General features: G+C 63.7%; 17 protein-coding genes and 1 pseudogene. 10 read left to right on the top strand and 8 right to left on the bottom strand.

Translation table 11 applies throughout. From position 1 onward, the window contains the following. Window positions 1-9: 9 nt before the first annotated feature. Complete coding sequence (gene tmk / locus BPSG_RS05495) at window positions 10-636, top strand: dTMP kinase (RefSeq protein WP_026644147.1); 627 nt, start codon at window positions 10-12, stop codon at window positions 634-636. A 6-nt stretch (window positions 637-642) separates the two neighbouring features. After that, a complete protein-coding gene (locus BPSG_RS05490; RefSeq protein WP_026644148.1) occupies window positions 643-1797 on the top strand; it encodes a DNA polymerase III subunit delta' in 1155 nt (384 codons plus the stop codon). 86 nt (window positions 1798-1883) lie between these two features. Here the strand turns inward: BPSG_RS05490 and BPSG_RS05485 are convergent, their stop codons facing one another. Then, window positions 1884-2147: an HPr family phosphocarrier protein gene (locus tag BPSG_RS05485; protein ID WP_022858101.1), complete on the bottom strand. Its 264-nt coding sequence runs from the start codon at window positions 2145-2147 to the stop codon at window positions 1884-1886. A gap of 258 nt (window positions 2148-2405) precedes the next feature. Here BPSG_RS05485 and ptsP point away from each other — a divergent pair, with 258 nt between their 5' ends. The 4 genes from ptsP (at window position 2406) to BPSG_RS05465 (ending at window position 8295) form a co-directional block, all read left to right on the top strand. After that, on the top strand, window positions 2406-4073 hold the full coding sequence (ptsP, locus tag BPSG_RS05480) for a phosphoenolpyruvate--protein phosphotransferase (protein ID WP_026644149.1): 1668 nt from the start codon (window positions 2406-2408) through the stop codon (window positions 4071-4073). A gap of 79 nt (window positions 4074-4152) precedes the next feature. Next, window positions 4153-4707: a YbhB/YbcL family Raf kinase inhibitor-like protein gene (locus BPSG_RS05475; RefSeq protein ID WP_033502384.1), complete on the top strand. Its 555-nt coding sequence runs from the start codon at window positions 4153-4155 to the stop codon at window positions 4705-4707. Between the two features lie 186 nt (window positions 4708-4893). Then, window positions 4894-6507: a C69 family dipeptidase gene (locus BPSG_RS05470; RefSeq protein WP_026644150.1), complete on the top strand. Its 1614-nt coding sequence runs from the start codon at window positions 4894-4896 to the stop codon at window positions 6505-6507. Window positions 6508-6777: 270 nt separating this feature from the next. Beyond that, window positions 6778-8295: a formate--tetrahydrofolate ligase gene (locus BPSG_RS05465; protein WP_026644151.1), complete on the top strand. Its 1518-nt coding sequence runs from the start codon at window positions 6778-6780 to the stop codon at window positions 8293-8295. Between the two features lie 331 nt (window positions 8296-8626). Here BPSG_RS05465 and BPSG_RS05460 read toward each other — a convergent pair. Further along, window positions 8627-8989: pseudogene (locus BPSG_RS05460) on the bottom strand (transposase); the annotation flags it as partial. Window positions 8990-9190: 201 nt separating this feature from the next. On the opposite strand from BPSG_RS05460, the gene istA reads away from it, so the two are divergent. Continuing rightward, a complete protein-coding gene (gene istA / locus BPSG_RS05455) occupies window positions 9191-10660 on the top strand; it encodes an IS21 family transposase (protein ID WP_026644278.1) in 1470 nt (489 codons plus the stop codon). Further along, window positions 10660-11436 (top strand): IS21-like element helper ATPase IstB, encoded by a 777-nt coding sequence (istB, locus tag BPSG_RS05450; protein ID WP_033502426.1) that lies wholly within the window; start codon window positions 10660-10662, stop codon window positions 11434-11436. Before istA ends, istB begins: the two co-directional genes overlap by 1 nt. A 186-nt stretch (window positions 11437-11622) precedes the next feature. Here istB and BPSG_RS05445 read toward each other — a convergent pair whose 3' ends face one another. The 5 genes from BPSG_RS05445 to BPSG_RS05425 all read right to left on the bottom strand — a co-directional run bounded on the left by BPSG_RS05445 (window position 11623) and on the right by BPSG_RS05425 (window position 17417). After that, window positions 11623-11835: a hypothetical protein gene (locus BPSG_RS05445; RefSeq protein ID WP_004218199.1), complete on the bottom strand. Its 213-nt coding sequence runs from the start codon at window positions 11833-11835 to the stop codon at window positions 11623-11625. A gap of 158 nt (window positions 11836-11993) precedes the next feature. Next, window positions 11994-14000 (bottom strand): ABC transporter ATP-binding protein, encoded by a 2007-nt coding sequence (locus tag BPSG_RS05440; RefSeq protein ID WP_193345761.1) that lies wholly within the window; start codon window positions 13998-14000, stop codon window positions 11994-11996. Window positions 14001-14068: 68 nt separating this feature from the next. Further along, the gene (locus BPSG_RS05435; RefSeq protein ID WP_026643605.1) at window positions 14069-16042 is read right to left on the bottom strand and encodes an ABC transporter ATP-binding protein; all 1974 of its coding nucleotides are present in this window, start codon (window positions 16040-16042) and stop codon (window positions 14069-14071) included. After that, window positions 16039-16590, bottom strand: a complete 552-nt coding sequence (locus tag BPSG_RS05430) for a MarR family winged helix-turn-helix transcriptional regulator (protein WP_026643606.1) — start codon at window positions 16588-16590, stop codon at window positions 16039-16041. The genes BPSG_RS05435 and BPSG_RS05430 overlap by 4 nt, the downstream gene beginning before the upstream one ends. 260 nt (window positions 16591-16850) lie before the next feature. After that, window positions 16851-17417 carry an NADPH-dependent FMN reductase gene (locus tag BPSG_RS05425; RefSeq protein WP_026643607.1) on the bottom strand — a complete coding sequence of 189 codons (567 nt, stop codon included), beginning with the start codon at window positions 17415-17417 and terminating at the stop codon, window positions 16851-16853. Window positions 17418-17673: 256 nt separating this feature from the next. Here BPSG_RS05425 and BPSG_RS05420 point away from each other — a divergent pair, with 256 nt between their 5' ends. Beyond that, entirely contained in the window at window positions 17674-18057 is a 384-nt protein-coding gene (locus BPSG_RS05420; RefSeq protein WP_026643608.1) for a very short patch repair endonuclease, read from the top strand. 763 nt (window positions 18058-18820) lie between these two features. Here the strand turns inward: BPSG_RS05420 and BPSG_RS05415 are convergent. Beyond that, a complete protein-coding gene (locus BPSG_RS05415) occupies window positions 18821-19108 on the bottom strand; it encodes a hypothetical protein (protein WP_026643609.1) in 288 nt (95 codons plus the stop codon). 101 nt (window positions 19109-19209) lie between these two features. On the opposite strand from BPSG_RS05415, the gene BPSG_RS05410 reads away from it, so the two are divergent. Then, window positions 19210-19443, top strand: a complete 234-nt coding sequence (locus tag BPSG_RS05410; protein WP_026643610.1) for a hypothetical protein — start codon at window positions 19210-19212, stop codon at window positions 19441-19443. Window positions 19444-19461: the final 18 nt, after the last annotated feature.

Below are 19461 nucleotides of genomic sequence, written 5' to 3'. Positions count from 1 at the left end.
TGCAAACGCATGACCACGCAGACCCCACGCGGACTGTTCATCTCGTTCGAAGGCGTCGACGGCGCCGGCAAAACCACGCAGGTCGAACGTCTCGCCGAGTTCTGGCGTGCGCGCGGTCGTGAGGTCGTCGTCACGCGCGAACCGGGCGGCACCGAGCTCGGCACGCGGATTCGCCAGCTGCTGCTGCACGGGGCGGAGCCGATCGCGCCGCGCACCGAGGCGCTGCTGTTCGCCGCGGACCGCGCGCAGCATGTGGCGCAGGTCGTGCGCCCCGCGCTCGACCGCGGCGCGATCGTCATCACCGACCGCTACCTCGATTCGTCGCTCGCCTACCAGTCGGGCGGCCGCGAACTGACCGCCGACGACGTGCGCGCGTTGAGCCTGTGGGCCACTGGCGGCCTGCTGCCGGCGCGTACGTATCTACTTGACATCGACCCGGCGGTCTCGCTCGGCCGGCTCGAACACGAGCAGGACCGCATGGAGTCGGCCGGCGCGGCATTCGCCCGCCGCACGCGCGCCGCGTTCCTCACTCTCGCCGAGCGCGAACCGGAGCGGTTCCTTGTGCTCGACGCGCGCGAGCCAATCGGGCGCATCGCCGAGGTGATTTGCCAAGACAGTGCGAATCTGGTTGGGTGAATCCGTATGAGTGTATGGGATTCCATTGTGGGCCAGCCGCGCGTGGTGGAGCAGCTGCGCGCCGTCAGTAGCGGCGACGGGAGCGCGCTGGCGCAGTCGTGGCTCATCTGCGGGCCGCCCGGGTCGGGCCGGTCGCATGTGGCGCGCGCGTTCGCCGCGGCGCTCGAAAGCCCCGACCATGGGCTTTCCGAAACGCCGACGCGCGTGACCGAGCAGGTGTTCGCCGGAACGCACCCTGACGTGACGACGCTCACGACCGACAAAGTGACGATCGGCATCGACGACGTGCGCAGCCTCATCGGCACGGCCGAGCAGACGCCAAGCACGGTGCCGTGGCGCATCATCATTATCGAAGACGTGGACCGCATGCTCGAACGCACCACGAACGTGCTGCTCAAGGAGATCGAGGAGCCGAGCCCGCGCACCATCTGGCTGCTGTGTGCGCCGAGCGCGCAGGATGTGCTGCCCACGATCCGCTCGCGCACGCGCATCGTCAATCTGGGCGTGCCCGGCGACGCGGATGTGGCCGCGTATCTGGAACGCAGCTGCGGCGCGGACCGGGCCACGGCGGCGCGTGTGGCGCGCCTCGCCGAAGGGCATATCGGCATCGCCGCGCTCTATGCGCGCGATTCACAGGTGCTTGCCGACCGTGACGAACTCGTGGTGGGTGTGCTCGGCCTGGCGCGCGCCTCGCAGGCGGTGCTGCTCGCCGACACGCTCATCGCGAGCGCGAAGGCGCAGGCGCAGGCGGACGTGGACCGGCAGGCCGAGCGCGCGCAGCAGGAGTTCCGGCGCATCAACGGGCTGGGGGAGGACGACCGCGTGCCGCCGGGCCTGCGCGGCATGTACAACGCGCTGACGAAGAAGGACGAGCTCAAACGGCAGGCCACGCGCCGCCAGCGCGACGTGCTCGACCGCGCGCTCAACTCGGTGGCGAGCGTCTACCGCGATGTGGCGGTGCTGCAGAACGACGCTGAAGGCTCGGTGGGGCTCGTGAACGTGGAGAACCGCAAGGCGATCGTGGACCTGTCGGTCGCGTTGCGCCGCGAACAGGTGATTGAACGGCTCGACCGCATCGCCGTGGCGCGCCGCCGCCTGATCGGCAACGTCAACCCGCAGTTGGTGTTCGAAGCCCTGTTCTGCGAGCTGTTGCCGCAGTGACCGGCGCGCATAAAGGCGCATACGAAGAGGCCCGCGGTGCGCCAGTGCGCATCGCGGGCCTTGGTGTAGGCGGTGTGTGCCGCGGATCAGACAGCGAGCAGCGTGTTGATGAGCTCGTCGGCCACAGCTTCGGCATTGTCGCCTTCCACGGTGATCTCCACCGTGTCGCCCTGCTTGACGCCCAGACCCATCACCGAGAGGATCGAATCGGCCTGCACCGGTGCGCCGTCGCCCTTCGCGATGGTCACGGTGCAGCCGCTCGCGCCGGCGGCCTGCGCGAACTGTGCGGCCGGGCGGGCGTGGATGCCCACGGGATCGTTGATCACAGTACTACGAGTAGCGGTTGCCATAGTGTGCTCCTTCTGATAAGCAAAAACATGCAGCGGATATACCGCAGACAGTGCACACGTTACCATGCCCACCTTGGGCGGACACACGGTCAGCTGAGACCGGAAAAACGACCACACACAGCTGTGCGCGAGTAAAATTGCTGACGATTGATTCACTGGATTCCCGTGCCGTCGCGCCGGGGCCGCGCGCTGGCGTGCGTGGGGCCCCGGTGTGTGCGACGCGCGTAGGGGAATGGGTGGGATGGAAGGAGTCCCTAAATGATTCTCAAAGGTGTGGGCATTGGCCGTGGTGTGGCCGTGGGCCCGGTGCTTCGTATGGCTGAGCCGCTGCCGGAGCCGAAGGACGAGCCGCGCGCCGCGTCGGTGAGCGCCGAAGCGGAGAACGCGCGCGTCACCAAGGCGCTGGCCGCGGTGAACGCCGACCTCAACCGCCGCGCGCAGGAAGCCGCGAACGGCGATGAAGGCACCAAGCAGGCCGCCGAGATCCTGCAGGCCGTGGCCATGTTCGCCTCCGATCCCGCGCTCGCCGCGAACATCGCAAAAATGGTCGACGAAGGCAAGACCGGCGAACGTGCCGTGCTCGATGGCTTCGGCCAGGTCGAGGAGATGTTCCGCCAGATCGGCGGCTACCAGGGTGAACGCGCCGCCGACCTGCACGACGTGGGCCAGCGCGTGATCGCCGAGCTCATGGGGCGCCCGGCCCCCGGCGTGCCGCAGAGCGAGACACCGTTCGTGCTCGTGGCCAAGGACCTTTCGCCCGCAGACACCGCGAGCCTCGACCTGGACAAGACGCTCGCGATCATCACGTCGGAAGGCGGCCCCACCTCGCACACGGCCATCCTGTGCCGTGCGCGCGGCATCGTGGCCGTCGTCTCGGCCGCCGAAGCCGTGGACCTGGCCGACGGCGAGACCGTGATCGTCAACGCCGCCAAGAGCGAAGTGACGACCGACCCGACCGACGAGCAGCTCGCCGCCGCACACGACGCGAAGCTGCGCGCCGACAAGGCCAAGGAACTGCGCGGCCAGCCCGGCCAGCTCAAGGACGGCCACCGCATTCCGCTGCTCGCGAATGTCGGCAAGCCGTCGGACGCCAAGACCGCGCTCGAATACGGCGCGGAAGGCGTCGGCCTGTTCCGCACCGAGTTTCTGTTCATCGGCAACGAAGAGCCGCCGACGGTGGAAGAGCAGACGAAAGCCTACGCCGAACTGCTCGCGCAATTCCCCGGCAAGAAAGTCGTGATTCGCCTGCTCGACGCCGGCGCCGACAAGCCGCTGCCGTTCCTGACGCCCGAAGACGAGCCGAACCCGGCGCTCGGCCTGCGCGGCCTGCGCACGCTCGCGCAGCACAAGGCCGTGCTCGAAGGCCAACTTAAGGCGCTCGCCGAAGCCGACGCGCAGACCGACGCCGACCTGTGGGTCATGGCGCCGATGGTGGCCGACGAGTGGGAAGCCGAATACTTCACGAAGCTCGGCAAGAGCTTCGGCCTGAAGTTCGTGGGGTCGATGGCCGAAGTGCCGTCGATCGCCGTGATGGCGGACAAGGTCTCGCAGGTCACCGACTTTGTCTCGATCGGCACGAACGACCTGACGCAGTACACGCTCGCCGCGGACCGCACGCTCGGCTCCGTCTCGAACTACCAGACCGCATGGCACCCGGCCGTGCTGCGCGTCATCAAGATGATCTGCGAAGCCGGCAACAAGAACGGCATGCCGGTCGGCGTGTGCGGCGAGGCGGCGGCCGACCCGGATTTGGCCGTCGTGCTCGCGGGCCTCGGCGTCAACTCGCTGTCGATGACCCCGGTCGCCCTCGACGACGTGCGCGCGGAACTCGCGCAGCACACGCTCGAAGAGGCGCAGCAAATCGCCGCGAAGGCGCTCAACGGCGATTTCTACAACCCACCGCAGTGGTGCGAACTGGGCGAATGACGCCGCTGACACGCCCATGGGGCGCGCCGGAAACGCCGGTGCGCCCCCGGGTGGCCAGCCCATACGCCATACTGGGAACATGCTGATCACCGCAGATTTTTCCATCATCCCCAGCGCGTACGCAAAAGACGCGCCTGAAGACGCACGCGTCGACTCCGTGCCGTGCGTGTCGTTCCCCTTCTACATCGACCAACTCAACCCGCGTGCGAAGTACCTGCACTGGGAGTTCAGCGATCCGGATTCCATCCCCGTGTGCGGGTTCGAATGGATCCACTGGACCGTGGCGAACCTGCCGGTTGAGGCGATTATGTTCGACCCGAGCGACGCGCACGCGTTGTCGATTCCGGCCGATTTCTCGCGCTCGCTGCCCGCGATGATCCCCGAGGCGCTGCAGGGCCGCAATTCCTCCGCCTCGCCGTTCCTGAACCGCGGCTCCGACCCGGCGCTCATCGAACGCTACAACGGGCCGCAGCCGCCGGACAAGAACCATCAGTACGCGCTGCAGGTGTGGGGCACGAGCGAGCCGGTCGAAGGACTCGAACAGGGCTTCTGGCTCAACGAGCTGCTGCACGGGCTCGAACGCGGCAAGTCCGTGTGCGACGCCGGCGGTGTGATGCTCGTAGGCAAAGCCTGACGGCACTGGCGCACGGATCTGTGTGCGCTCTTGCGGGATGATGCCATGACGGTGCTGTGCTGTGGCGCCAAGGCCATCATCCCGCATGATGGCTTGCTCTGGGCGTATCAGTACGGAATGCTCTAAGGTGTCTGCGTATACTGCGCCCCGCCCGGGGTGCGACCGCTGTACCTATGAGGAGCATCAATGAGCTGCACAACGATTCTGGTTGGCAGGGACGCCAGCTACGACGGATCGACGATCATCGCGCGCAATGAGGATTCCTGCTTCGGGGAGTTCGACCCGAAGCGCTTCGTCGTGGTCAAGCCGGCCGACCAGCCGCGCACCTACACGACCGTGCAGAGCCATCTGACGGTGGCGTTGCCGGACAATCCACTGCAATACACGGCGGTGCCGAACGCGGACCTGCACATCGGCGAATGGGGCGAGGCCGGCGTCAACGAAGCGAACGTCGCGATGAGCGCGACCGAGACGATCACCACGAACGAGCGCGTGCTCGGCGCCGATCCGCTCGTCGAATATGTGGCGGCGAAGGGCACGGAAGGCGAGGACGGCTATGAGCCGGCCGTGCCCGGCGGCCTGGGCGAAGAGGATTTCGTGACCGTCGTGCTGCCGTACATCAAGACGGCGCGCGAAGGCGTGGAGCGCCTCGGCGCGCTGCTCGAGGAATACGGCACATACGAATCCAACGGTGTCGCGTTCAGTGACGCGAGCGAGATCTGGTGGTTCGAATCGGTCGGCGGCCACCATTGGATTGCCAAGCGCGTGCCGGACGACTGCTATGTGACGATGCCGAACCAGCTGGGCATCGACGAGTTCGACCTCGACGACGCCTTCGGCGAGCAGCAGGACTGCATGTGCTCCGCCGACCTGCGCGAGTTCATCGCACGCAACCACCTCGACCTTTCCGTCGAAGGACTGTCCGCGTTCGACCCGCGGTCGGCCTTCGGCTCGCATTCCGACGCCGACCATGTGTACAACACGCCGCGCGCATGGTACATGCAGCGGTGCCTCAACCCGTACGACGAGGTCTGGGACGGTCCGGACGCTGACCACAAGCCGACGAGCGACGACATTCCGTGGGCGCGCCAACCGGAACGCAAGATCACGATCGAAGACATCAAATATGTGCTTAGCTCCCACTACCAGGGCACCGAGTTCGACCCCTACGGCACGCTCGGCACCGAGGAGACGCGCCACCTGTACCGTCCGATCGGCATCAACCGGCAGAACCATCTGGCCGTCATGCAAATCCGCCCGTACCGCCCGCAGGCGAACCGCGCCGTGCAGTGGCTCACCTACGCGTCCAACCCCTTCAACGCGCTCGTGCCGTTCTTCCCGAACGTGAACGACACGCCCGCGTATCTGCGCGACACCACGACGCGCGTCACCACCGAGAACATGTATTGGGAAAACCGCATCATCGCCGCGTTGTGCGACGCGCGCTTCGCCGAGACGAGCGCCGCGGTCGAGCGGTTCCAACAGAAGATGGGCGCGCTCGGCAACCGCATGGTCGCCGCCGCGGACGCACAGGTCGACCGCCTCGGCGGCGCCGATGTGTTCGATGCCGCGCAGCTCGAGGAACGGTATGAGGCCGACGACATCTCCGAAGACGTCGAGCCAATGGCCCCGGAGGCCATCGTCGCCGCCGTGCGCAACCCCGAGGTGCGCGACGTGCTCGAGGCGGCGAACGAGACGATGGCGCAGCAGCTCAAAGAGAACACCGACGAACTGCTCAACAGCGTGCTCTACACGGTGAGCATGAAGATGCGCAACGGCTACAACCGTTCCGACAACTGACGGTTGCCGTGCCGTATGGCGGCTGTCCGTGGCTGGCTGGTAGCCACGGACAGCTGTTTTTTCGTAGGAATACATACGGTTGTGGCTGACCGTAGCCATGAACGTACATCGCAGTGCCATCGCATAGCTGTCTGTGGCTAGTTGGTAGCTATGGGCAGTCGCCTCAGAGGATGCTTGGATACTGTTCGCACAGTGACACGCATCTATACACGGCCGTGGTGTGCTGATATGTTGAAAAGGCAGCACAACATCCGCGGAAAGGAACGTGTAGTGACGCTCATCGAGCAATTCACCAAGCCTTACGGGCTGGTAGAGAAAATCGACGCCTTCGGTTATCTGGACTATCTCAAGAATCATCCTGACGCTCCGCGCAAGCACGGCAAAGTCGTGCTCGTCACCGCGGACACGCCGCTCAAGGCGTCGCGTGGCGAAGGCAAGACCACCACAACCATCGCGCTCATCGACGCGCTCAACGCGCGCGGTGTCGACGCCGCCGCCGTGCTGCGCCAGCCGAGCATGGGCATCACCGCCGCCGGGTCGAAGGGCGGCGCGTCGGGCGGTGGCAGTGCGTCGCTGACCCACCCCGAGCTCATCGACTGGGGCCTGTGCGGTGAGATGGGCGCGATCGAAGCCGCGCAGAACCTGCTTGTTTCGTTCGCGGAGAAAGCCGTGGACGACGGGCTGCTCGAGGACGTGCTCGTGCCGCGCGTCTCCGAGGTGCCGTCGCGCTCGCTGCGCTCGATCGTGGTGGACGCGGGCAAGAACGACGTGCACGAAAAGGTCGTGCTCACGCCGACGTGCGAACTCATGCAGATCGTCGTGCTCTCGCGGTCGATGGACGAGATCGCCGAGCGCGTGGCGAAGATGATCGCCGGCACCAAGGACGGCAAGGCCGTGACGTTCGGCGAATTCATCGACCTGTGGCGCATCACCGACATCCTCGGCGACGCCGTCAAGCCTGCCAAGACCGAGACCGTCAACGGCTCGCCGGTGTATGTGCACGGCGGCCCGTTCGCCAACGTGTCGATCGGCATCCCCTCGCTCGTCTCCGTGGAGATGGCGTGCGCGGAGCACGATGTCGTGATCGTCGAGGCCGGGTACGGCGCCGACGCCGGCGCGCAGAAGTGGCTCGACATCGCGTGCCGCGAGTACGGCGCGCAGTGGCCGAGCGCGGCGGTTGTGGTGACGCGCGCCTCCACGTGGCGCGACGACCCGGCGCTGCAGTGGCGTTATCCGTTCCACGTGAAACGCCTTGAGGAACTCAACATCCCCACGTTCCCGCTCATCAATCTGTGGGCCGGCGAGGACGATCAGGTGCCGGCGCTGCGCGAGACGGCGAGCGAGCTCGGGTTCCGCGCGCCGATCGTCGGCAACCTGTTCCGCGACGGCGGCGACGCGCTCGTGCCGCAGCTCGACGAGTTCGTGAGCGCGGTGACTGGCGGAGAGTCGCTCGAGACGCCGGCGAGCCACAAGGGCATGGGTCTGATCGACAACCTGCACTGGGTGTGCGAGAACGCGTACGGCGTGCCCGAGGCGCGTGTGTTCGAGAAGGCCGGGTTCGCGCAGTCGCTCGAGGCGGCGCGTGAGCTGTGCGCGAGCGCGGGCATCGCGTTCGACGACCTCGCGCTCGTCGCGGTCAAGTCGCCGGCGACGATGACCGACGACGACACCGCGCCGGCCGACGAACGCACCGTGACGCTGAAGAAGGTGGATGTGCATTCGGGTGCGGGGCTTGTGCATGTGAACCTGACGACGTCGCTCACCACGCCGATGCCGAAGATCGTGTGAGCGCGGTGGCGCCGCTGTAGTGGCGGGGGGAGCCGCTGGGCTGCAGGGCTGCAACCGTTTGGATGGTTGCGGCCCTTTTGTCGTATTACAAGAAGGGTTGGGTTGGCTCGGGCTGCCGGGAGGGCTTTTCTGTGGGGTGTCTGTAAGGGCCTTGTCTCAATGCAAATGGTTGCATTGTTCGCGTAGTGGATGGCGTTGCGTGGGTATAGGAGCTTAAGCGCAGGGCGATACCGTGGAAGTGCGGGAAATCGGCGATTTTCTTGTGAGGGATACATGGAGGGAGGATGACGGTGTCTCTTGGGTATGACAGCTTAAAGGGGCTCTTCTCAGGTTAGTGTGTAAGGATGTCTTTGAGTTGGCTGCTGTGGATGAGGCATCGTTGGATGTAGCTGGTGGTGTTGGCGAAGCCCATGGCGTTGCCGCGCAGGGTCTCGAGCCTGCCGTTGATGGCTTCGGTGGGTCCGTTGCTTGAGTGGGGGTGGCGGAAGAGGGCGAGGATGTCGCGCATGCGTCTTTTGAGCACGCGGCCGAGGGAGGCGAGTTCCCGGCAGCCTTTGTAGCGCCCCGGTCCGGTCAGGTCGTCGATCAGCTCGCGCATCATGCGTTCGCCGCGCCGCCGGTCGTCGCACCGGTAGGCGTGTATGACCCTTTGGTAGGCGTCGTGGGCGAGCATGAGGTCGTGGTTGGTCTGGATTGTTTTGCTTCAATGTCTTTTCAGCAGGCTCATCAGTATTTTTCCGCAGTGTGGGCGGATGGTTTTCCCCGGTCTCGTCATCATGCAGTCAGTGATGTGAGATGAGGAAAGGCACCGGTTCGCACTGCCTGTAGATTCCCGGGTTGCAACGACGTTTTCCGGTCCGGTGGCTGCCGGACCCTTCTCGGGAAGGAAAGGACAGTGGCGATTCCGATGCCCATCCAGCAAGATATCAGAAGACTCGACCGTCAGGGAGTGTCCCGAACCCGGATCGCGAAGCGTCTGGGCGTGGACCGCGCCACGGTCGCCAAGTACGCGGATATGGAGGATCTGAGCCCGGCGGCGCCCAAGGATCGTCGCCGGGGCACGAAGATGGACCGTTTCGCCGCCATCGTGGACGCGTGGCTCGAGGCGGACCTGCGCATGCCGGCCAAGCAGCGGCATACCGCCAGGCGCGTGTTCGACCGGCTGGTCGACGAGCACGGGTTCGACGGCTCGTATTCGGGAGTGCAGCGCTACGTGAAGCGGTGGAGGGAGGAGCACCGCGCCGATTCGGAAGGATTCCTGGACCTTGCCTGGCATGCCGGCGAGATGCAGGTCGATTTCGGCCAGGCGCTCGTCATGCTCGCGGGCCGTGAGACGCTGGCGCATGTGCTGGTGGTCTCGCTGCCGTTCTCGAACATGCGCCTGTGCGTGCCGATGCCGGCCGAGAACGCCGAATGCCTGTGCGCCGGGCTGCTCGCGGTGTTCGGGCGGATCGGCGGCGTGCCGCCGGTGCTGGTCATGGACAACGCCACCGGCGCCGGCCATAGGAGGAGCGATGGTTCGGTCACGCTCACGGACGTGTTCGCCTCGTTCATCGCGCACCACAGGATCGAGGTGCGTTTCTGCAACCCGTATTCGGGCCATGAGAAGGGATCGGTGGAGAACGCGGTCGGGTTCCTGCGCCGTAATCTGCTCGTGCCGATCCAGTCCGGCGAGAGCTGGGAGCAGCTGGGCCGGGTCATGCTCGACCGGTGCGAACGGGTCGCCGCGGAGGCGGCATGCCCGAACCGGCCCGGCAGCAGCGTGGCGGACGTGTTCGCCGAGGAGCGCGGCGAGCTGCTCGCGCTGCCGTCCGTGCGCTTCGACGCGGTGCGGTGGGAGAACCGGCGCACCGACAAATACGGGCGCGCCGAACTCGACGGGCACCGCTATCTGGCCGGCGGCGGCTGGTGCCGGCGCACGGTCACGATGGCCGTGCGGTGGAACATGGTCACGCTCATGGATCCCGCCACCGGCCGGATCGCCGCCGAATACCCACGCGCCTACGGAGACGGCGGCAGCGTGATGGCGGACCCGGCGCTCGTCATGCCCATGCTCGCCAAAAAGCCGCGCGCCTGGAGGAACAGTCCGGTGCGCGGGCAGATGCCGGCGGACGTCATCGAATGGCTCGATGCCATGGACGAGACCGACCTGAAGACCAGCCTCGGCGCGATCGCCGAATCATGCCGCACGGCCGGATTCGCGCCGGCCATGGACGCATGCAGACGCCTGCGGCAGACCGCGGGGACGCGACCGCCCCGCGCGGACGAGCTCACGCCCGTCGCGATGCGCATCCGCGACGGCGAGGCCGCCCCGTCCGGACCCGACCTGAGCGCCTACGACCTGTTCCTCGGCAAGGAGGCGTGATGACGGAAACGACGATGGCCCGTCCCGCCAGACGCCGTGCCACCACGCAGGCGACCGCCGACAGGATCCTCGAGATGAACCGGCAGCTGTCGCTGACCCGAAGCGTGCTCGCCGCCACGCTCGAGACCGCGACCGCATCCCAGCTCGAGTTCATGCAGCGATGGTTCGAGGCCGAACTCGCCTCACGCGAGCAGTCACGACGACTGCGCCTTAGGAAACAGGCCGCGTTCCCCGCCGACAAGACCCTCGACGGCTATGACTGGTCCAACCTCGCCATGCCCGCCGACTGGGGACGCGCCCAGCTCGAGACCCTCGAATTCATCGACAACGCCGAGGACCTCGTGCTCTACGGGTCGGTCGGCACCGGCAAGTCCCACCTCGCCATAGCACTGGGCAGGCTCGCGACCGACCGAGGCATCCCCGTACGGTTCTTCACCGCGTCAAGCCTGGTCATGCGCCTGCGCCGCGCCCAGCACGAGAACCGTCTCGACCGCGAGCTCGCCTCCATAGGCAAGGCGCGCCTGCTGATCATCGACGAGTTCGGCTACCTGCCCATCGACGAGGAAGGCAGCCGACTGCTCTTCCAGATCATCTCCGACAGCTACGAAAGACGCAGCATCATCTACACCAGCAACATCGAGTTCAGCGGTTGGGGACGTGTCCTGGGCGACGCGAACATGGCCGCCGCCCTCATCGACCGCACCGTCCACCACGGCCGCATCATCAGATTCCAAGGAGGCTCATACCGAAGCGAACACGCACTCATGACCAAATAACCCAAAAACCAGCGCGCAGCGGCAATACCGCCGACCATGCGGAAAAGCCGCTGCTCACCCTGCTGAAAAACACTGCTCACAATGCGGAACGCAAATTGCTAAAACACAGGCTTCGTACGTACGCCGGTATCGATTCGCCCGGCGTGCACTCCCCTGCTGGGGCGCATGCGCGGGCGGTTCGGCGGATCAGTGGGTCTGGTGGGTCTCTTCGTGCTCGGCGACTTCCTTCTTGTCGCCCTTTTCCGCACGGGAGGTCTCCCAGCCTTCCTTGACGTCCTTGAGCTTGTCGGTCAAATCGCCGACACTCTTCTTGATGTCTTCGAAATCATCCTTGTGCTCGTCGATGCGGGCCTTGATCTCTTCGAAGTTCTCCTTCATCTTGTCGCTCATATCAACCATGGTGACCTTCCTTTACTGGTAAACGGGTTGCCTGCTATCCATTACAGCACGTCGGCGCCGGTTGCGCAGATAGGGAAATCCCCACGCGCGGCGTCCCGCACATACCAAAGCGCGGCCGTGCATTGCACACGGCCGCGCTTTCGCTTTACCGGGGCCCGCTACTCGAGTTCGAGCGAGCCAGTGTACAGCTGGTAGTATTCGCCCTTTTCCTCCATGAGCTCGTCGTGCGAGCCGCGTTCGATGATGCGGCCGTGGTCGAGCACCATGATGACATCCGAGTTCCTGACCGTGGACAGGCGGTGGGCGATGACGAACACCGTGCGTCCCTTCATCAGGTTGTCCATGCCGGCCTGGACCACTTCCTCGGTGCGCGTGTCGATCGACGATGTCGCCTCGTCGAGGATGAGCGCCGGCGGATCGGCGACTGCAGCGCGCGCGATCGAGATGAGCTGACGCTGGCCTTGCGACAGGCCGGAGCCATCGCCGGAGAGCACCGTCTGGTAGCCGTCGGGCAGCATGCGGATGAACGAGTCCGCATTGACGAGCTTCGCCGCGGCGATGCATTCGTCATCGGTCGCGTCGAGCTTGCCATAGCGGATGTTGTCCATCACCGTGCCGGTGAACAGGTTGACGTCCTGCAGCACGATGCCGAGCGAACGCCTCAGGTCCGGCTTCCTGATGCCCTTGACGTTGATGCCGTCGTAGAGGATCATGCCTTCCTGGATGTCGTAGAAGCGGTTGATGAGGTTCGTGATCGTCGTCTTGCCGGCGCCGGTCGCGCCCACAAGCGCGATCTTCTGGCCAGGCTTCGCGAACCACGTGATGTCATGCAGCACTGGCTTGTCCGGGTTGTATCCGAAGGTCACGTCGGTGAAGCGCACGTCGCCGCGCAGCAGCGTAAGCCTGCCGTCGGCCGACGTGACCGCCTCTTCATGCGCTTCCTCGGCCACTTCGGCCGCGCGCTTGCTGAGCCTCTTCGCGGCTTCGCGCGAACGCGTGCCGTCGTCGCTCGCCTCGCGCTTCCACGCCCAGTGACCGGTCTTCTTCGGCGTCTCCGTCATCGTGCGGCAGTCCGAAGCGAGCTCGACGTTGACGAGCGTGACCGTGCCATTGTCTTTCTCGGACAGCTCGTCCATCAGCGCGAAGATGCGCGACGCGCCCGCGAGCGCCATCATGACCATCGTCATCTGCTGCGAGACCTGGCCGATCGGGTTGACGAAGGATCTGGACAGCGTGAGCAGCGAGATGATCGTGCCGATGGTGAACGTGGCGCCGGAGAAGCTGAGGTTGCCCCAGTTGCCGAGCGCGGCGAGGCCACCGAAGATCGCGGAGAGCACATAGAGCAGATAGCCCATGTTGCCGACGACCGGCATCAGCACGTTGCCGTAGGTGTTCGCGCGCGCGCTGGCGTGGTACAGGCGCTCGTTGCGGTCGTCGAACGACGCCTGTGTGGCGTCCTCGTGGTTGAAGACCTTGATGACCTTCTGCCCGTTGACCGACTCCTCGACGAACGCGTTCACGTCGCCGAGCTCCTGCTGCTGCACCACGAAGTAACGGCCCGAACGGCTCACGATCACGCGGATGAGCAGCAGGAGCAGGCCGGTGAACACAAGGACGAAGACCGTGTAGGGAATCGACAGGTAGAGCATCGCGATGAGCGCCGCAAGCGCGGACACACCGGACGCGAACATCTGCGGCAACGACTGGCTGATCGCTTGGCGCAGCGTGTCGGTGTCGTTCGTGTACCGGCTCATCACGTCGCCATGCTCATGTGTGTCGAAGTACGAGATCGGCAATGTCTGCATGTGTTCGAACATCTCGTCTCGAATCTCCTTCATGACGCCCTGTTCGACGCCGACGAGCAGATACGAGTACAGCCACGCGCTGAATGTGCCGAGCGCGTAGAGGATGCCCATGAAGATGAGCGCTTGGATGAGCGGCGCCCAGTCCGGGACGCTCTCCCCTACAAGCGGCATGATATACCGGTCGATCAACGCCTGCAGGAACAATGCCGACCCCGCCTGCGCGACTGCGGACACGATGATCGCGATGATGATGACCACCATGCGCATCTTGTATGCGAACACGTATTTGAGCAGTCGCTTGAGGGTGCCCTTCTTCGCCTTCTCACGCGGCATGCCTTGCGCGCCGTTCGTCTCGGGCATGCGCGCGCCATCATTGAGGGTCTCTTTGTCGGTGGCAGAAGTCTGTGCCACCGTTGCCGCCGCTGCGCTCATCGTTGTTCACCTCCCTTGATTGCTTCGATGTCTTGCGCCATATGCGCTGGTTGCTCGCGTTCGCACTCCTTCTGCCGCGCGATGACGTCGCTTGTGCGCATGTCTTCGTTGTAGTCGGTCGCGAAACCGCTCGCCTCGGCCTCTTCCTCGTGCAGGTCCTGCGATTCCTTGTCGAGGTCCTGCTGGCTGTGCTGCTGCGTCTGCGATTCGTAGATGCTGCGGTATTCCTCGCAACGCTCGAGCAATTCCGCGTTCGTGCCCTGGTCGAGGATGCGGCCTTCGTGCATGACGACGATCTTGTCCGACTCCTCGACGGACGCGACGCGCTGCGCGATGATGATCTTCGTGGTGTTCGGGATCTCGTGGTGGAACGCTTCGCGGATGAGCTTGTCCGTCTTGGTGTCCACCGCCGACGTCGAATCGTCGAGGATCAGGATCTTCGGCTTCTTGAGCAGTGCGCGCGCGATGCACAGGCGCTGCCGCTGGCCGCCGGAGACATTGGTGCCGCCCTGCTCGATGTACGTGTTGTACTTGTCGGGGAATTCCTGGATGAATCCGTCGGCCTGTGCGAGCTCGCACGCGTGGCGTATCTCCTCGTCGGTCGCGTACGGATTGCCCCAGCGCAGATTTTCCGCGATTGTGCCCGCGAACAGCACGTTCTTCTGCAACACCATCGCGACCTCGTCGCGCAACGCTTCGAGTTCGTAGTCACGCACGTCGACGCCGCCCACTTTGAGCGCGCCGGAGGAGACATCGTACAGGCGCGGGATGAGCTGCACGAGCGACGTCTTCGCGGAACCGGTGCCGCCGACGATGCCGATTGTCTGCCCCGAACGGATGTGCAGGTCGATGTCATCGAGCACCGGGCGTTCAGAGTGTTCGGAATAGCGGAACGACACATGGTCGAAGTCGATCGAGCCGTCGGCCACGGTCGTGATGGGCTCGTCCGCCTCACGGATCGTGCTCTCCTCGGTGAGCACGCCGCAGATGCGTTCCGCGGATGCGCGCGAGATGATGACCATGACGAAAATCATCGAGAGCATCATCATCGCCATCATGATCTGCATCGCGTACGTCACGAGCGCGGTCAGGTCGCCCGTCGTCAAGCCGAGCGCGGCGTTGTTGCCGGACGCGACGATCTGGCGCGCGCCGACCCATGCGATCGTGATGAGCGACGCGTACATGCACAGGTTGAACAGCGGCGAGTTGATCGACAACAGCTTCTCCGCCTTGCAGAACTGCTCGTAGATCTTCAGTGAGATGCGGCCGAACTTCTTGTCTTCGAAATCCTCACGGTTGAAGGATTTGACGACGCGCACGCCCTGCAGGTTCTCGTCGACGACGTTGTTGAGCTCATCATACGTGTGGAAGACACGCTCGAAGATCGGATGGACCACGATGATCAGGCCGAACAGGCCGACCGCGAGCACCGGGATGCAGGCGAGGAACACCATCGAGACCTGCGGGCTGATGCGGAACGCGAAGATCCATGCGACGATGAGCATGATCGGCGCGCGCATGCCGACGCGGATGAGCATCTGGTACGCGTTCTGCACATTCGTCACGTCGGTCGTGAGCCTGGTGATGATCGAGCCCGTCGAAAAACGGTCGATGTTCGCGAAGCTGAACTGCTGCACCTTCTCGAACTCGTCATGGCGCAGGTTCTTGGCAAAACCGGAGGAACCGATGGCCGCGAACCGACCGGACAGGAAGCCCGCGCACAACGACACGACCGCACAGGCGATCAGGATGCCGCCGTACTTCCAGATGTCCGGCATGGATTTGCCGCTGATGCCCTTATCGATAAGAATCGCGATGACGGTGGGGATGGCGATCTCTATGACCGCCTCAACAATGACGAATAGCGGCGAAAGCAGGCTCGCCGTGCGGTATTCCCGAAGGGACTTCGCCAATGTCCTGATGACATGCGCCTTGGAGGGCGTGGTGTCGGTTGCCGTGGTAGTGCTCATGCTGCCTCATCTCCTTTCTGCTGCTGGTGTGTGGTGTCTTGCCTAGTACGTGTGGCCGGCTCATCCGCCGTGCGCTCGGAGCCGACAAGCCCGGTCTCCACCAAATTGGCACGCATGCGGGCAAGGTCGTCCATGAACCGTTCCTGCTCGTCCGGGGGGAATCCAGTGAACAGCGTCGTCTCCAACTGGTGCGCGGCGCGCATGATCTCCACAACAAGGTCGGACGCGGTGGGCGTGAGCTCGATCTTGCGCACGCGCGCATCCCAATCGACGGCGGAACGCGTGATCAGACCCTTCTTTTCCATGAGTCCGAGCACGCGGGACGCGGTGGAGCGAGTGATGGAAAACGCCCGTTCGATGTCGTATTGGAACACATCCGAATCGCGATGTTCGTGCAGATACTGCACGATGGGCATGTTGGCGCCCGACATCATGGAGTCCGGGGGCACAATGCCGTTCCAATACCGGCCGATGAGATTGTGGAGCGCCTTGATTTCGAGGCTCGGGCGCAGCATGCCCGGCGAATCCACACCTTGCACCTGGTCCATGCGCGCTCTCCTCTTTCCGTGATATTTCGACGCGGGCATATTGCGATGCCACAACGTCGCTACTGCAACAGAACACTATAGATTGTTCTGTATACAACAGTTGCAGATACAACTAGACTATGCCGACAGTGAACCGCGTGCAACAATCACGCGCGCCAGCGCCTCCACATATGCAAGCGATCCGCGCCCTGCAGCACGCAGGTCGCGGATCGCGCACATGATGGGCCAGCGGCTACTGCCGACCCGTCACATCAGTGGATTCACTTGACTTCGTTTTCGGAAACGAAGGTCAGGAAGTCATCAGCCTGCGTGCGCAGCGCCTCTTGATCGGCACCGGTCATCGCCCAGTCGCCGGTCTGAACAGCCTCGTCCGGAACGGACAGGCCGACCTCGACCGGGAAGAGGCGCATGCCAGCGTCCTCCAGCAGATCGCCGACCATGATGCGCGGATGCAGCTCCTCGAAACCGCCGACACCGGAAATCGCGACCGGCTTCTGGTCGAGGACGTTCTTGCCCTCTTCATCCTTCGTGGACGGCAGCGACAGCCAGTCGAACAGGTTGCGCAGCGAATCCGGGATCTCCTTCTTGTACTCGGAGACGACGACCCACACGGCATCCGCATTGCCCAGCTTGTCGCGTACGGCGAGCGCGGCTTCCGGAAGCGGATACTCCGGGGCTTCGCCGGCGAGCGGCAGGTCCTCGTAGCCAATGGTGATCGCTTCAGCGCGGTCACCGACAATGTTCATGATCTCCTTCGCGAGGTCCGCTTCGAACGAACCGTCGGTGAGCGAAGTCTCAACAAATGCAATAGTCGGCTTGTCTGCCATGTTTCCTCCTTGCGCCCCGGCCGGCGGCATGGTGGTCATGCACGGTCCGCGGAGCTGTGAACTGGTATCCATCATGGTGCGTCCGCGCTCGCGGCGCACCGGGAAATAGCCACAAGTGAGCAAAGCGCGGAAGGGCGCGCAATGGTATGCGCGGGGTGTGCACGGGCGATCCGCTGCCCGGGCGATACTGGTGGGCGTGGCACAATCCCCCTCACACCCAGAGTCCCCGTACGCGCGCGGCACGCGCAGCTACACCATGTCGCGCATCCGCGGCAAAGACACGTCGATCGAGAAGACGGTGCGCTCCTATCTGTTCGCGCGCGGGTTCAGATTCCGCAAAAACGACAAACGGTACCCCGGGCACCCCGACATCGTGCTGCCCAAGTACCGCACGATCGTGTTTGTGAACGGCTGTTTCTGGCACATGCACGAGGGGTGCGAATCGTTCCACATGCCGAAGTCGAATGTGGAGTTCTGGACGGCGAAGCTCACGCGCAACCGAGACCGCGACCGCCGGCAGCACGAACAGCTGCGGCAGATGGGGTGGCGCGTGATCGACGTGTGGGAATGCGAGCTGCGCGGCGATGCACGCGAACCGCGGCTCGAGCGGCTTGCACGGCAGATTGCGGAAGGGGTGTAGATTTGTGGGGGCTGCGCGCAGGTGCTAACATCTAGGCGGCAGGCGCGGATTGCTGCAGTGTCACTTCCACGCTTGAGGCTATGCGCCAATATGCATGTTCGGTTACTCGATTGCCCTCTCTAGAGCGTTGTCGTGCAATCTGCCCCGTCACGAAGTTCAGTGATGGCTGTTGGCGTCTGAGCTCACCCATGAAAACCCGTAGGAGTCGCCGGAGATGGTAGTTGATGGCTGAGGTCAGTCACGGGAGTCCAATAATCGCGTCCCGCATGGCTGTCGATGTCTGACCATCGACACCAACAGCCGTGCGGGTGACATAAACAGCGAATTCGACATGGCCGTGGTCCTGCCACCGCTACGGGTAGTACCTTCTTCGCTACGGGTAGTGCTCCTCCCGCTACGGGTAGTGGTTCCTCGCGTAACCTCCACCTACAATCGTTGAAATATGGCGGATCATAGTGACGAGTGCGCCAGAAAAGCACTACCCGTAGCAGAAAGAACACTACCCGTAGCAAAACAGAAACTGCTGCCATCCCAGAAGGCGGTAACAGACGATAAGAGTGGTAGGTGCATTTTGACCCGGACCAGCCAATTATGGCATTACGCGAAAAGCGGCGAAAGAAGCGGTTCCCAAGAGCCAATAACGGGTTCGGAGGAAACCGCTCAATACGACTCTACCTCAATCAATGGGACCTAAACCAGCAAAAGAGCGCAACCGTTAATCATATGGTTTTCGAATCAACCAATCCAATCCGTTAGTCCCATGTCATGCTATGGCACGGCTTTTCTTCATGAGATCGCGGTATGTCTCAAGCGCATAGCCGTCTTCTGGATCAAGTTCTCTACCGGTCTGAGCGAGCATATCAGGCGGCACGTCAATGCCATCTTCCCTCGCATAAAAGATGCCGGTACCCAATGCAATCATCGGCTCGCCTGAATCCAAATCCTGCAATACATCAACTGCATGTTCATGATTGATGCGGTCTATACGACGCGCATATTCCCTCACGAGCTCCGCTAACGATGAGGTGGAATCATGATAATAGTTTGTCATCGAGCCTCCTCACTAGATACGCATTCAGAAACATGTCACGGAAATCTATTGATGGACCAACAATCAATCATGCGTGGTCGTACTGAGAATAGAATAAACACATGGACACAATGCGCGAGGATCGATTCACGTTCATGCCTGAAGAGGGGCGGGCAATTACGGACCCAGACGAACTCGATTTGATATACAACAAGACCGGAGTATATCCATTGCCACCCCAAGAACAGGTTTGGATCAGCGAGGAGGGCTGCCGTCGATGGGCTGACGGCGACTTTGTGTCGACCGACGAGTTGAGAGCCGAATATCACAGACTCAAGGCACCGGGGAAAATCTGAACATCGACACTCGTACTG

Source organism: Bifidobacterium pseudolongum subsp. globosum, from assembly GCF_000741295.1.
In the GTDB taxonomy this organism is placed as follows: domain Bacteria; phylum Actinomycetota; class Actinomycetes; order Actinomycetales; family Bifidobacteriaceae; genus Bifidobacterium; species Bifidobacterium globosum.
The sequence above is the reverse complement of the archived record's forward strand: the minus strand, read 5'-3'. Positions and strand labels throughout refer to the sequence as shown.

Bases quoted from the DNA above. Each gene is read 5' to 3' on its own strand.
- tmk (WP_026644147.1), top strand. From the start codon at position 10: ATGACCACGCAGACCCCACGCGGACTGTTCATCTCGTTCGAAGGCGTC.
- ptsP (WP_026644149.1), top strand. From the start codon at position 2,406: ATGATTCTCAAAGGTGTGGGCATTGGCCGTGGTGTGGCCGTGGGCCCG.
- BPSG_RS05475 (WP_033502384.1), top strand. From the start codon at position 4,153: ATGCTGATCACCGCAGATTTTTCCATCATCCCCAGCGCGTACGCAAAA.
- BPSG_RS05485 (WP_022858101.1), bottom strand. From the start codon at position 2,147: ATGGCAACCGCTACTCGTAGTACTGTGATCAACGATCCCGTGGGCATC.
- BPSG_RS05430 (WP_026643606.1), bottom strand. From the start codon at position 16,590: ATGGACCAGGTGCAAGGTGTGGATTCGCCGGGCATGCTGCGCCCGAGC.
- istB (WP_033502426.1), top strand. From the start codon at position 10,660: ATGACGGAAACGACGATGGCCCGTCCCGCCAGACGCCGTGCCACCACG.
- BPSG_RS05470 (WP_026644150.1), top strand. From the start codon at position 4,894: ATGAGCTGCACAACGATTCTGGTTGGCAGGGACGCCAGCTACGACGGA.
- BPSG_RS05425 (WP_026643607.1), bottom strand. From the start codon at position 17,417: ATGGCAGACAAGCCGACTATTGCATTTGTTGAGACTTCGCTCACCGAC.
- BPSG_RS05410 (WP_026643610.1), top strand. From the start codon at position 19,210: ATGGACACAATGCGCGAGGATCGATTCACGTTCATGCCTGAAGAGGGG.
- BPSG_RS05490 (WP_026644148.1), top strand. From the start codon at position 643: ATGAGTGTATGGGATTCCATTGTGGGCCAGCCGCGCGTGGTGGAGCAG.
- BPSG_RS05445 (WP_004218199.1), bottom strand. From the start codon at position 11,835: ATGGTTGATATGAGCGACAAGATGAAGGAGAACTTCGAAGAGATCAAG.
- BPSG_RS05440 (WP_193345761.1), bottom strand. From the start codon at position 14,000: ATGCCCGAGACGAACGGCGCGCAAGGCATGCCGCGTGAGAAGGCGAAG.
- BPSG_RS05420 (WP_026643608.1), top strand. From the start codon at position 17,674: ATGTCGCGCATCCGCGGCAAAGACACGTCGATCGAGAAGACGGTGCGC.
- BPSG_RS05435 (WP_026643605.1), bottom strand. From the start codon at position 16,042: ATGAGCACTACCACGGCAACCGACACCACGCCCTCCAAGGCGCATGTC.
- BPSG_RS05415 (WP_026643609.1), bottom strand. From the start codon at position 19,108: ATGACAAACTATTATCATGATTCCACCTCATCGTTAGCGGAGCTCGTG.